General features: G+C 66.3%; 13 protein-coding genes. 8 read left to right on the top strand and 5 right to left on the bottom strand.

Annotated elements, in window-relative coordinates:
* Window positions 1-92: 92 nt before the first annotated feature.
* Window positions 93-911 (bottom strand): pyruvate, water dikinase regulatory protein, encoded by an 819-nt coding sequence (locus tag DK254_RS12755; RefSeq protein WP_009618715.1) that lies wholly within the window; start codon window positions 909-911, stop codon window positions 93-95.
* A gap of 166 nt (window positions 912-1,077) precedes the next feature.
* Here DK254_RS12755 and ppsA point away from each other — a divergent pair, with 166 nt between their 5' ends.
* The 8 genes from ppsA to DK254_RS12715 all read left to right on the top strand — a co-directional run bounded on the left by ppsA (window position 1,078) and on the right by DK254_RS12715 (window position 9,518).
* Window positions 1,078-3,447, top strand: a complete 2,370-nt coding sequence (gene ppsA / locus DK254_RS12750; protein ID WP_109934057.1) for a phosphoenolpyruvate synthase — start codon at window positions 1,078-1,080, stop codon at window positions 3,445-3,447.
* A gap of 75 nt (window positions 3,448-3,522) precedes the next feature.
* Window positions 3,523-4,503, top strand: a complete 981-nt coding sequence (locus DK254_RS12745) for an alpha/beta fold hydrolase (RefSeq protein ID WP_109934056.1) — start codon at window positions 3,523-3,525, stop codon at window positions 4,501-4,503.
* A 483-nt stretch (window positions 4,504-4,986) separates the two neighbouring features.
* On the top strand, window positions 4,987-5,475 hold the full coding sequence (gene rraA / locus DK254_RS12740) for a ribonuclease E activity regulator RraA (protein ID WP_109934055.1): 489 nt from the start codon (window positions 4,987-4,989) through the stop codon (window positions 5,473-5,475).
* A gap of 73 nt (window positions 5,476-5,548) precedes the next feature.
* Complete coding sequence (locus tag DK254_RS12735; protein WP_109934054.1) at window positions 5,549-6,547, top strand: zinc transporter ZntB; 999 nt, start codon at window positions 5,549-5,551, stop codon at window positions 6,545-6,547.
* Window positions 6,548-6,601: 54 nt separating this feature from the next.
* A complete protein-coding gene (locus tag DK254_RS12730) occupies window positions 6,602-6,850 on the top strand; it encodes a CrfX protein (protein WP_109934053.1) in 249 nt (82 codons plus the stop codon).
* A gap of 2 nt (window positions 6,851-6,852) precedes the next feature.
* Window positions 6,853-7,677, top strand: a complete 825-nt coding sequence (locus tag DK254_RS12725) for a mechanosensitive ion channel domain-containing protein (protein WP_109934052.1) — start codon at window positions 6,853-6,855, stop codon at window positions 7,675-7,677.
* 74 nt (window positions 7,678-7,751) lie between these two features.
* Entirely contained in the window at window positions 7,752-8,342 is a 591-nt protein-coding gene (gene sigX / locus DK254_RS12720) for an RNA polymerase sigma factor SigX (protein WP_109934051.1), read from the top strand.
* A gap of 117 nt (window positions 8,343-8,459) precedes the next feature.
* On the top strand, window positions 8,460-9,518 hold the full coding sequence (locus DK254_RS12715) for an OmpA family protein (RefSeq protein ID WP_109934050.1): 1,059 nt from the start codon (window positions 8,460-8,462) through the stop codon (window positions 9,516-9,518).
* A 633-nt stretch (window positions 9,519-10,151) separates the two neighbouring features.
* On the opposite strand, the gene DK254_RS12710 is transcribed toward DK254_RS12715, so the two are convergent.
* The 4 genes from DK254_RS12710 to tmk form a co-directional block, all read right to left on the bottom strand.
* Entirely contained in the window at window positions 10,152-10,928 is a 777-nt protein-coding gene (locus tag DK254_RS12710) for a TatD family hydrolase (RefSeq protein WP_109934049.1), read from the bottom strand.
* Window positions 10,929-11,001: 73 nt separating this feature from the next.
* Window positions 11,002-11,358 (bottom strand): PilZ domain-containing protein, encoded by a 357-nt coding sequence (locus DK254_RS12705; RefSeq protein ID WP_009621447.1) that lies wholly within the window; start codon window positions 11,356-11,358, stop codon window positions 11,002-11,004.
* Between the two features lie 35 nt (window positions 11,359-11,393).
* Window positions 11,394-12,380 (bottom strand): DNA polymerase III subunit delta', encoded by a 987-nt coding sequence (locus DK254_RS12700; RefSeq protein ID WP_109934048.1) that lies wholly within the window; start codon window positions 12,378-12,380, stop codon window positions 11,394-11,396.
* On the bottom strand, window positions 12,373-13,005 hold the full coding sequence (tmk, locus tag DK254_RS12695) for a dTMP kinase (RefSeq protein WP_109934047.1): 633 nt from the start codon (window positions 13,003-13,005) through the stop codon (window positions 12,373-12,375). Before tmk ends, DK254_RS12700 begins: the two co-directional genes overlap by 8 nt.
* Window positions 13,006-13,026: the final 21 nt, after the last annotated feature.

The raw sequence follows: 13,026 nt of genomic DNA, 5'->3' as shown, positions 1-13,026 counted from the left end.
GGGGCGCGATTCTAGCACGCAGGTCCCGTGTGACGACACCCGCCGGGCCCCGGCGGGCGGCAGCGTGAGCCGTGTCACAGGGCCGGGCGGGGCTACTTCAGGCGGCGCTCGACGCCTTTCTCCACCATGATCTTGGCGGCGATCTCCTCCACCGAGAAATGGGTGGAGTTGATGTAGGCGATGTTCTCGCGGCGGAACAGGTTCTCCACCTCGCGCACCTCGAACTCGCACTGGGCGAAGCTGGCGTAGCGGCTGTTGGGCTTGCGCTCGTTGCGGATGGCGGTGAGCCGGTCGGGGTCGATGGTCAGGCCGAACAGCTTGCCCTTGTAGGGCTTGAGGGCGTTGGGCAGCTGCAGGCGCTCCATGTCCTCCTCGGTCAGCGGGTAGTTCGCCGCACGAATGCCATATTGCATTGCCATATAGAGGCAGGTGGGCGTCTTGCCGCAGCGCGACACGCCGACCAGGATCAGGTCGGCCTTGTCGTAGTAGTGGGTGCGGGCGCCGTCGTCGTTGTCGAGGGCGAAGTTCACCGCGTCGATCCGCTCCATGTAGTGCGGATTGTGGCCGATGCTGTGGGATTTTCCGACGGAATACGAGGAGTCCGCGGATAATTCCTGCTCCAGCGGGGACAAAAAGGTCGAGAAGATGTCGATCATGAAGCCGTTCGACTGGGCCAGGACCGCCCGGATCTCACGGTTGACGATGGTGTCGAAGATGATCGGGCGGGCACCGTCCGCCTGCGCAGCCGCGTTGATTTGCTGTACCATTACGCGCGCTTTTTCTTCGGTGTCGATGTACGGCCGCGTCAGTTTGTGGAAATGGATGTTCTCGAACTGCGCAAGGAGACTCTGGCCGAGGGTTTCGGCGGTGATGCCGGTTCCGTCGGAAATGAAGAAAGCCGTACGTTTCATTGCGCTGCGGGCCTTAATGTAGGAAAGAATCCTGAGTATGATAGGCCGCGCTTTTGCAAGGCCTCCTGCCGGGGCATTGTCACTTATTTTTCTGGCGTCGGCCAGAATAGGGGCAGCGCTGCGGTGGCCCGTTTGAGCTTTTCCAACATTCAGTGGAGAGATCACCTTGGTAGAGTACGTAGTTTCCCTCGATAAGCTCGGCGTCCATGATGTCGAACATGTGGGGGGCAAGAACGCATCCCTGGGCGAAATGATCAGCAACCTCGCCGGTGCTGGGGTTTCCGTGCCCGGTGGCTTCGCCACCACCGCCCAGGCCTACCGTGACTTCCTCGAGCAGAGTGGCCTGAACGACCGCATTCACGCCGCCCTGGACGCCCTCGACGTCGACGACGTCAACGCCCTGGCCAAGACCGGCGCGCAGATCCGCCAGTGGGTGATGGACGCCGAGTTCCCCGCCCAGCTGGACGCCGACATCCGCAAGGCCTTCGCCGAGATGGCCGGCGGCAACGCCAACATGGCCGTCGCCGTGCGTTCCTCGGCCACCGCCGAAGACCTGCCGGACGCCTCCTTCGCCGGCCAGCAGGAGACCTTCCTGAACATCCGCGGCGTGGACAACGTGATCCGCGCGGCCAAGGAAGTCTTCGCCTCCCTGTTCAACGACCGCGCCATCGCCTACCGCGTGCACCAGGGCTTCGACCACAAGCTGGTCGCCCTGTCCGCCGGCGTGCAGCGCATGGTCCGCTCGGAAACCGGCACCGCCGGGGTGATGTTCACCCTGGACACCGAGTCCGGCTTCCGTGACGTGGTGTTCATCACCGGCGCCTACGGCCTCGGCGAGACCGTGGTGCAGGGCGCGGTGAACCCCGACGAGTTCTACGTGCACAAGCCCACCCTGGAAGCCGGCCGCCCGGCGATCCTGCGCCGCAACCTGGGCAGCAAGGCGATCAAGATGATCTACGGCGACGAAGCCAAGGCCGGCAAGTCGGTCAAGGTGGTCGACGTGGAGAAGGCCGACCGCGCGCGCTTCGCCCTGAGCGACGCCGAGGTCACCGAGCTGGCCAAGCAGGCGCTGATCATCGAGAAGCACTACCAGCGCCCGATGGACATCGAGTGGGCGAAGGACGGCGACGACGGCAAGCTGTACATCGTCCAGGCCCGTCCGGAAACCGTGAAGAGCCGTTCCAGCGCCAACGTCATGGAACGCTACCTGCTGAAAGAGAAGGGCAAGGTCCTGGTCGAAGGCCGTGCCATCGGCCAGCGCATCGGCGCCGGCCCGGTCAAGGTGATCCACGACGTTTCCGAGATGGACAAGGTGCAGCCGGGCGACGTGCTCGTCTCCGACATGACCGACCCGGACTGGGAGCCGGTGATGAAGCGCGCCAGCGCCATCGTCACCAACCGCGGCGGGCGTACCTGCCACGCGGCGATCATCGCCCGTGAGCTGGGCATCCCGGCGGTGGTCGGCTGCGGCAACGCCACTTCCGTGCTGAAGGACGGCCAGCGCGTCACCGTGTCCTGCGCCGAAGGCGATACCGGCCTGATCTACGAAGGCGAGCTGGGCTTCGACGTGCGCCAGAACTCGGTGGACGCCATGCCCGAGCTGCCGTTCAAGATCATGATGAACGTCGGCAACCCGGACCGCGCCTTCGACTTCGCCCAGCTGCCCAACGAGGGCGTGGGCCTGGCCCGCCTGGAATTCATCATCAACCGCATGATCGGCGTGCACCCCAAGGCGCTGCTGAACTTCGCCAGCCTGCCGGCGGACATCAAGGACAGCGTCGAGAAGCGCATCGCCGGCTACGACGACCCGGTCGGCTTCTACGTCGAGAAGCTGGTCGAGGGCGTCAGCACCCTGGCCGCGGCCTTCTGGCCGAAGAAGGTCATCGTGCGCCTGTCGGACTTCAAGTCCAACGAATACGCCAACCTGATCGGCGGCAAGCTCTACGAGCCGGAAGAAGAGAACCCGATGCTCGGCTTCCGCGGCGCCTCGCGCTACATCAGCGAATCCTTCCGCGACTGCTTCGAGCTGGAATGCCGGGCGATGAAGAAGGTCCGCAACGAGATGGGCCTGACCAACGTCGAGCTGATGGTGCCCTTCGTGCGTACCCTCGGCGAGGCCTCCCAGGTGGTCGAGCTGCTCGCCACCAACGGCCTGAAGCGCGGCGAGAACGGCCTCAAGGTCATCATGATGTGCGAGCTGCCGTCCAACGCCCTGCTGGCCGACGAGTTCCTCGAGTTCTTCGACGGCTTCTCCATCGGTTCCAACGACCTGACCCAGCTGACCCTGGGCCTGGACCGCGACTCCGGCATCGTCGCGCACCTGTTCGACGAGCGTAACCCGGCGGTCAAGAAGCTCCTGGCCAACGCCATCGCCGCGTGCAACAAGGCCGGCAAGTACATCGGCATCTGCGGCCAGGGCCCCTCGGACCACCCGGACCTGGCCAAGTGGCTGATGGAGCAGGGCATCGAGAGCGTGTCGCTGAACCCCGACTCGGTGCTCGACACCTGGTTCTTCCTGGCCGAAGGCCAGGCCTGACGCCAACCGGACCTCCGGGTTCAGGAAGGGCGGGTGCTTGCACCCGCCCTTTTTCGTGCCAGCTCATTCAACGATATGCACAGCAGTAGCCGACTATTCCCCGTGGCGCTCGTCAGCGCCGAACTGCGTGGCGACCTCACCGAGGACGTCTACCGCCTGAAACCCAACAACAGCCCCGACCCCAGCGTCGAGCTGGCGCTGACCCGCCTGGGCCTGCCGGACCGCGAGCAGCGCGGCGTGCCGGTGATCCTGGTGCACGGCAGCTTCTCCAACCGGCGCTTCTGGTACTCGCCCAGGGCCATCGGCCTCGGGCCCTACCTGGCGCGCGCCGGCTTCGACGTATGGATACCGGAGATGCGCGGCCACGGCCTGTCGCCGCGCAACCTCGACTATTCGCGCAACAGCGTCGCCGCCTACGCGCGCTTCGACCTGCCGGCCATCGCCGCCTTCGTCGTCGAGCAGAGCGGCCAGGCGCCGCACTGGATCGGCCATTCCCTGGGCGGCACCAGCCTGGCTGCGGCGCTGGGCGGCGGCTACCTGGCGCCGCAGCAGGTAGCCAGCGTGGCGCTGTTCGGCAGCCAGGTCAGCCGCGACTACTGGGCACTGAAGCTGCCGCCGGTGGCCTGGAGCGGGCGCTTCCTGCTCAAGCGCATGGGCGTGATCCCCGGCCCGCGCCTGCGCCGCGGCCCGGAGGACGAGCCCATCGGCCTGGCCCTGGAGGCCCTGCGCTGGTACGGCCTGTTCGGCCGCTTCGGCGAGCGCGGCAACGACTGGTGGGCCGGCCTGGCCGAGGTGCGGGCGCCGCTGCTGGCGGTCAGCGCCGAGGGCGACCGCCAGGACCCGCCCTGGGCCTGCCGCAAGCTGTTCGAGCAGTTCGGCTCCGAGGTCCGCGAATACCTCTGTTTGGGGCGCCGGCAGGGCTTTTCGGAAAACTTCGGGCACGTCGAGATGCTGGTGAGCAAGGCTGCACAGCGCGAGGTCTGGCCGCAGGTCCTGCACTGGCTGCAACACCAGGCGCTGCCCCGGCAGGCGAATGGCGCGGGTGGGGCGGCGTAGGGCGAGTAATCGGTGCCCGGCGAAAACGGCGGATAACGCCGTAGGCGTTATGCGCCCTACGGGATGGCGTGGGTGGGGCCGTTGGCCGTGCCGCCGGGGCGTCCGGCGTGGCCGGTGAATCCAATCGCGGACGGAGTCCGCTCCTACAGGGAAATGGCGTGGGTGGGGTGGCGTAGGAGCGGATCTCATCCGCGAATCGCGCCGGAACCTCCGGCTATCGCGGACAAGGTCCGCTCCGGGGGAGCAATACCGTGTTTCCCGGCAACCTGTAGGAGCGGGCCCTGCCCGCGATTTCGCGCGCAGGGCGCGCTCCTACCTTGTGTGCCTGGCGGCCGCAAAGCCGCGGGGCAGGGCGGCGGGCGTAGGCGGATGGCGTGACAGTCGCTAGACTGTGGCGCCAAGCCAGGTTCCGGTCATTCCGGGCGTCATCGCCGCTTTGCCGGTCCGCTGCCCGTTCATCCCGACACTCCAAGGAGTCTCTCCATGCAATACGTCACCCCTGATCTGTGCGACGCCTACCCCGACCTGGTCCAGGTCGTCGAGCCCATGTTCAGCAACTTCGGCGGTCGCGACTCCTTCGGCGGCGAAATCGTCACCATCAAGTGCTTCGAGGACAACTCCCTGGTCAAGGACCAGGTCGACAAGGACGGCAAGGGCAAGGTGCTGGTGGTCGACGGCGGCGGTTCCCTGCGCCGCGCGCTGCTGGGCGACATGCTGGCCGAGAAGGCGGCGAAGAACGGTTGGGAAGGCATCGTGGTCTACGGCTGCATCCGCGACGTCGACGTGATCGCGCAGACCGACCTGGGCGTGCAGGCCCTGGCCAGCCACCCGATGAAGACCGACAAGCGCGGCATCGGCGACCTCAACGTGGCCGTGACCTTCGGCGGCATCACCTTCCGCCCGGGCGAGTTCGTCTATGCCGACAACAACGGCATCATCGTCTCCCCCCAGGCCCTGAAAATGCCCGAGTGAGCTGAACGCCGGGCGCCTTCGCCGGTCAATGGTCGCACCTGCCGGCGGCGCCTGGCACCTCATGGAACACGTAATGCAGCAATACGAAAGCGGAACCGAGCGCGGGCTCATCTATGGCTACGTCCTCGATGGCCGCGGCGGTGGCCGGCAGATCAGCCGCGCGGAGCTGCACCTGATCGACCTCAAGCCCGAGGAAAGCCTCTGGGTGCACTGGGACCGCGGCGTCCCCGAGGCGCAGTCCTGGCTGCGCGAATCCAGCGGTTTGAACGAGTTCACCTGCGACCTGCTGCTGGAGGAGGCGACCCGCCCGCGCCTGCTGGACCTGGGCGCCGAACGCCTGCTGCTGTTCCTGCGCGGCGTCAACCTCAACCCCGGCGCGGTGCCCGAGGACATGGTCTCGCTGCGGGTGTTCGCCGAGAAGCAGCGGGTGATCTCCCTGCGCCTGCGCCCGCTCAAGGCGGTGGCCGACCTGCGCACCGACCTGGCCGCCGGGCGCGGCCCGAAGAACGCCTCGGAACTGGTGCTGAGCCTGGCGCACTACCTCACCGACCGCATCGATACCCTGATCGGCGGCCTGGCCGACGAACTCGACGCCATGGAGGAGGCCATCGAGGAAGATGAGCGCAACGTGCCCGACCAGGCCGAGCTGCGCGCCCTGCGCCGGCGCTCCGCGGGCCTGCGGCGCTACCTGGCGCCGCAGCGTGACATCTACGCGCAACTGACGCGGATCAAGCTGTCCTGGACGCTGGCCGACGATGCCGACTACTGGAACGAGCTGTACAACCGCCTGACGCGCAACCTCGAAGAACTGGAGCTGGTGCGCGAGCGCATCTCGCTGATCCAGGAGGCCGAGCACCGGCGGATCACCGAGCGGATGAACAAGACCATGTACATTCTTGGTATCATCACCGGCTTTTTCCTGCCCATGAGTTTCATCACCGGGCTGCTGGGCATCAATGTCGGCGGTATTCCCGGTTCCAGCGCGCCCTACGGCTTTCCCATCGCCTGCGTGCTGCTGGTCGGGGTGGCCGGTTTCCAGTGGTGGGTCTTCCGCCGCCTGCGCTGGCTGTGATGTGACTTCCGGTGCCTGTGCCGCGTCAAGGCAGCACACGAAGGAGAGCTGTGCATGCACGACCCGTTCGAAGAATCCCTGCGCAACCTGCTGCGCATGCCGGCCCAGGCGCCGGAGGACGACGCGCGCCTGGGTCGCGTGCTGAAGACCGCCAACCGCCAGGTCGGCGCCGGCGATCTGTTCAGCCTCATGGGCCACTGGCTGGAAGCCCTGAGCCTGGGCGTGAGCCGCGGTGCCGCCCACCTTGCGCCGGTGTCCCGGCGCACGCAGAATTCCACCCCTTCCGCTGACAAGGCCGACTGAAGATGCAATTCGATATCTGGACGCAAAGCCTGCTCACCGCCATGAACACCCTGTGGGGCAAGCTCGCCGGGTTCATCCCGAACCTGCTCGGCGCCCTGGTGGTGGTACTGCTGGGCTTCGTCGTGGCCAAGCTGCTCGACACCCTGCTGTCCAAGCTGCTGGCCAAGCTCGGCCTGGACCGCCTGATGGGCGGCACCGGCCTGACCAAGCTGATGGCCCGCGTCGGCATCCAGGTGCCGGTCTCGACCCTGGTGGGCAAGATCGTCTACTGGTTCGTGCTGCTGGTGTTCCTGGTGTCCGCCGCCGAGTCCCTCGGCCTGCAGCGCGTCTCCGCCACCCTCGACGTGCTCGCCCTGTACCTGCCCAAGGTGTTCGGCGCGGCCCTGGTGCTGATCGTCGGCGTGCTCCTGGCGCAACTGCTCAACAGCGTGGTGCGCGGCGCCGCCGAAGGCGTCGGCCTGGAATACGCCGGCGGCCTGGGCCGCGTGGCCCAGTGGCTGGTGATCATCATCAGCATCTCGGTGGCCATCGGCCAGCTCGAGGTCAAGACCGACCTGCTCAACTACATCATCGCCATCGTGCTGATCACCGTCGGCCTCGCCGCCGCCCTGGCCCTGGGCCTGGGCAGCCGGGAGATCGCCGGGCAGATCATCGCCGGCATCTACGTGCGCGAGCTGTACCAGGTCGGGCAAGAGGTGAAAGTGGACGATGTCGAAGGCATCATCGAAGAAATCGGCACCATCAAGACTATTCTGATGACTGATGAGGGCGAGTTGGTGTCCATTGCCAACCGCGTGCTCCTCGAGCGCCGTGTGACCAGCCGCTGAGATGATCCCGTGCAACGCCGACGCCGCTTCGCGAAAGCCGCGTCGGCGGCCGACATGACCTGGCCCGACCCGACTTGAACAAGCCGCAACCATTGTCCCAGCGCTACGACCCGCGCCAGCTGACCGACGAGGAGCTGGTGGAGCGCGCCCATGACGAGCTGTTCCACGTCACCCGGGCGTACGAGGAGCTGATGCGCCGATACCAGCGCACGCTGTTCAACGTCTGCGCGCGCTATCTGGGCAACGATCGGGACGCCGATGACGTGTGCCAGGAAGTGATGCTGAAGGTGCTGTATGGCCTGAAGAACTTCGAGGGCAAATCGAAGTTCAAAACTTGGTTGTATAGCATCACTTACAACGAGTGCATTACCCAATATCGCAAGGAAAGACGAAAGCGCCGCCTGCTCGATGCGCTGAGTCTGGACCCGATCGAGGAGGCCTCCGAGGAGAAGGCGCCGAAGGTCGAGGAGCGGGGTGGCCTGGACCGATGGCTGGTATATGTCAACCCCATTGATCGGGAAATCCTGGTGCTACGATTTGTCGCAGAGCTGGAATTCCAGGAGATCGCCGACATCATGCACATGGGCCTGAGTGCGACCAAGATGCGATACAAGCGGGCACTCGATCGGCTCCGTGAAAAGTTTTCGGGAATATCCGAAACATAGTTGGGCAAATGTTGTCTCTCTAATTCGCAAGTTCTGATAAACTTGCCCGCAAGTTGTATGGCCTGCCTTTTGTGGGCAGTCATCGGCTTACTGACCACCAAGATGGGGATTTAACGGATGAAACTGAAGAACACCCTGGGCGTCGTGATCGGCTCCATGATCGCCGCTTCCGCCGTGAATGCTTTCGCTCAAGGCCAAGGCGCTGTAGAAGCCGAAGCCTTCGGCAAGCGCTACTTCACTGACAGCACCCGCAACATGAAGAATGGCGACCTGTACGGCGGTTCCGTCGGCTACTTCCTGACCGACGACGTCGAGCTGGCTCTGTCCTACGGTGAGTACCACGACATTCGTGGCACCTACGAGTCCGGCAACAAGAAGGTCCATGGCAACCTGGCCTCCCTGGACGCCATCTACCACTTCGGCACCCCGGGTGTTGGCCTGCGTCCGTACGTGTCCGCCGGCCTGGGCCACCAGAGCCTGACCAACGTCAACAGCGCCAACGGCAGCCGTCAGAACCTGACCATGGCCAACATCGGCGCCGGCCTGAAGTACTACTTCACCGAGAACTTCTTCGCCAAGGCCAGCCTCGACGGCCAGTACGGCCTGGAGAAGCGTGACAACGGCCACCAGGGCGAGTGGATGGCTGGCGTCGGCGTCGGCATGAACTTCGGTGGTGGCAAGGCCGCCCCGGCTCCGGAGCCGGTTGCCGAAGTCTGCTCCGACGAAGACCACGACGGCGTCTGCGACAACGTCGACAAGTGCCCGAACACCCCGGCCAACGTCACCGTTGACGCCAACGGCTGCCCGGCCGTCGCCGAAGTCGTCCGCGTCCAGCTGGACGTGAAATTCGACTTCGACAAGTCCAAGGTCAAAGAGAACAGCTACGCTGACATCAAGAACCTGGCTGACTTCATGAAGCAGTACCCGTCCACCAGCACCACCGTTGAAGGCCACACCGACTCCGTCGGCACCGACGCCTACAACCAGAAACTGTCCGAGCGTCGTGCCAACGCCGTTCGTGACGTACTGGTCAACGAGTACGGTGTGGAAGGCGGCCGCGTGAACGCAGTTGGCTACGGCGAGAGCCGTCCGGTTGCCGACAACGCCACCGCTGAAGGCCGCGCGGTCAACCGTCGCGTAGAAGCCGAAGTGGAAGCCCAGGCCAAGCAGCAGTAATTGGTCTGAGTTCCAGGAAAAACCCGGCCTAGGCCGGGTTTTTCTTTGCCTGCGGGAACCCAATTGGCTTGGGGGCTTGGTGTAGCGCGCCGCTTCGAGTGCCTTGATGTCTCTTGTTTCGCCCCCTCGGGCGAGTCACTTTTGTCAAACGCCACAAAAGTAACCAAAAAGGCTTGCCCCGACATACGGGCCCGATGGAGCCGGGCTACCCTCGCGAACTCCCCCGCCACGGAGGCCCGCCCCGACAGCACGTCCCTGTGCTGATCGGGGCTCTCGCGACATCCATGTCGCATGACCTCCTGAGCGCCGGTTTCGCTCGGCCTTCTGAAGGGGCGTTCCGGTGCGCTCGGTTGTTTCTCTGGAAGTCCCAAACGCCAGAGCAAAAGCGCTTTTGCTCTTCGTAGGAGCGAGCTTGCTCGCGAACCCTAACTCGGTTCCCCCTCCCTAACCCTCCCCCGCAAGCGGGAGAGGGGACCGTTCGGCGTGATGCGAAACCGCGAAGCTCCTGGGTTCCCACGTAGGGCGCATAACGCCTACGGCGTTATCCGCCGAATCGCGGACAGAGTCCGCTCCTACGGCTCCAGGAAGCACGATTGTAGGAGCGGACTCCATCCGCGAACCATCAAACAGGCATCACGCCGCCAGCGGGAACAGCCGCTTGAAATTGGCGGTGGTCTGCTCCGCCAGGGTCTCGAAGCTCACCCCGCGCAGCACCGCCAGGTACTCGGCGACCTCGCGCACGTACTCCGGCAGGTTCGGCTTGCCGCGGTGCGGCACCGGCGCGAGGTACGGCGAGTCGGTTTCCACCAGCAGGCGGTCGGCCGGCACCTGGCGGGCCACTTCGCGCAGTGCCTCGGCGTTGCGGAAGGTGACTATGCCCGACAGCGAGATGTAGAAGCCGATGTCCAGGGCCGCCCTGGCCATTTCCCAGTCTTCGGTGAAGCAGTGCAGCACGCCGGCCTGGGGCAGCGCCGCCTCGCGCAGCAGCGCCAGGGTGTCGGCGCGGGCTTCGCGGGTGTGGACGATGACCGGCTTGCCGGTGAGCTTCGCCGCCTCCAGGTGCAGGCGGAAGGCTTCCTGCTGCAGTTCGGCGGCCTCGGGTTCGTAGTGGTAGTCCAGGCCGGTCTCGCCGATGGCCACCACCCGCGGGTGGTTCAGTTCGGCCAGCAGCCAGTCCAGGGCCGGGGCGGCGCCGGGTTCCAGGTCCAGCGGGTGGACGCCCACCGAGCAGTGCACGTCGGCGTAGCGCTCGGCCAGGTCCTTGACCGCCCGGGCGTTGTCGGCGCTGACGCCGATGCACAGGAACTGCCCGACACCCCGGGCGCGTGCGGCGTCCAGGGCGGCGTCGAGCGAGCCGCCGTGGGCGGCCAGGTCGAGGCGGTCGAGGTGGCAATGGGAATCGACGAGCATGGAAAGGCTACTCCGGAAATGACGAAGCGCCCCTTCGGGCGCCTCCTGCGTTCGACGGTACGTCTGCCGCGGATTACATGGTGTGGGTCGGCCTGTCGGACTTCAGCGCCCCGGCCAGGTAGGTCTCGATCTTGTTGCGCGCGGTGTTGTCGCCGTCGTTGAACTGCACGCCGATACCCGCGGCGCGGTTGCCCTGGGCGCCCTTGGGGGTGATCCAGACCACCTTGCCGGCCACCGGGATCTTCTCCGGCTCGTCCATCAGGTTGAGCAGCATGAAGACCTCGTCGCCCAGCTTGTAGGTCTTGTTGGTCGGGATGAACAGCCCGCCGTTGCGAATGAACGGCATGTAGGCGGCATAGAGTACGGACTTGTCCTTGATGGTCAGGGACAGGATACCGTTACGCGGTCCCAGGTTCGGTGGCAAGCTCATGCGGCTGTCCTAGCGATGATCCGATTGGCCCGATTCTAGCCCGCTCCCGGCAGGCTTGCCCACTGCGCCAGCAAGGCTTCGAGAAGCAGGGCACGGTTGAGGTTGGCCTTGTTCAGGACTTTCTGCCGGTGCTCCAGCAGCCAGTCCTGGATCGCCATGACCTTGGGCTGGGTGGATTTCTCCGCCAGGTACTGCAGCACCTTGCGCATGTCCGCCAGGCCCAGGCCCGCCTCGTCGCGGGTCAGCTGGTAGCGCAGGATGCCCAGCGCCCAGTCGCAGAACCAGTCGAACAGCAGCGGCAGCGGCACGGCGTTCCAGCTCTCGGCCAACTGGCCGGGGGCGATCTGCTGCTTGAGCAGCTTCTTCACCCCCTCCACCACCAGCGCGCGCTGCTCGCGCACGCCCTGGCCGTGCAGGCGCAGCGCGGTCAGCGGCGAACCGCCGGCCAGCACCAGCAGCTCGTCGATGGCCTCCGGCGTCTCGTCCGGCAGTGCGGCGGCGAGGAAGGCGCGGCTCTGCCCGGCGCTCGGCAGCGGGCAGGCCTGCTGCACGCAGCGGCTCTTGATGGTCGGCAGCAGGCGGCTGGGCTGGTGGCTGATGAGGATCAGCACGGTGTCGCCGGAGGGCTCCTCCAGGCTCTTGAGCAGGGCATTGGCGGAGTTGAGGTTCATCGCCTCGGCCGGCTCCAGCAGCACCACCTTGCGCCCGCCCAGTTGCGCGGTCTGCACCACGAAGGCCACCAGCTCGCGGACCTGGTCGACGCGGATCGGCTTCTCCGGCTCCTCGGGCTCGAGCAGGAAGAAGTCCGGATGGGTGCCGGCGGCGAGCAATTGGCAGCCCTTGCACTGGCCGCAGGCGCGACCGTTGGCCGGGTGCTGGCAGAGCAGCAGGGCCACCAGGTTGTCGGCCAGGGCGCGCTTGCCGATGCCGGCCGGGCCGTGCAGCAGGTAGGCGTGGGCATGCCGCGGGCGGCCGCTGAGTTGCTGCCAGAGCGTGGCCTGCCAGGGGTAGATTTCAGCCATGCAGGCGCTCCAGCAGGTTCGGCAGCAGGCTCGCGATATCGGCCTGCACGCGCTCCAGCGGCTGCGCGGCGTCGAGCACCTGGTAGCGCTGCGGCTCGGCGGCGGCGCGGCGCAGGTATGTCTGGCGCACCGCCTCGAAGAAGTCGCGGCCTTCCTGCTCGAAGCGGTCCAGGCGGCCGCGGGCGGCGGCGCGGGCCAGGCCGATTTCCACCGGCAGGTCGAAGACCAGGGTCAGGTCCGGGCGCAGGTCGCCCTGGACGAAGCGTTCCAGTTCGGCAATGCGCGCCTCCGGCAAGCCGCGGCCGCCGCCCTGGTAGGCGTAGGTCGCGTCGGTGAAGCGGTCGCAGAGCACCACCGCGCCGCGGGCCAGGGCCGGGCGGATGACCTGGGCGATGTGCTGGGCGCGGGCGGCGAACATCAGCAGCAGCTCGGTATCCACCGCCATCGGCTCGTCACTGGGGGCCAGCAGCAAGTCGCGGATGCGCTCGGCCAGCGGCGTGCCGCCGGGCTCGCGGGTCAGCTGCACTTCCACGCCGCGTTCGCGCAGGCGCTCGGCCAGGTACTCACGGTTGGTGGTCTTGCCCGCGCCTTCGGGGCCTTCCAGGGTGACGAACAGGCCGCTCACTCGGCTCTCCTTCTGTCTGTG

It is taken from the genome of Pseudomonas sp. RW407 (assembly GCF_003176655.1).
In the GTDB taxonomy this organism is placed as follows: Bacteria; Pseudomonadota; Gammaproteobacteria; order Pseudomonadales; family Pseudomonadaceae; genus Pseudomonas; species Pseudomonas delhiensis.
The sequence above is the reverse complement of the archived record's forward strand: the minus strand, read 5'-3'. Positions and strand labels throughout refer to the sequence as shown.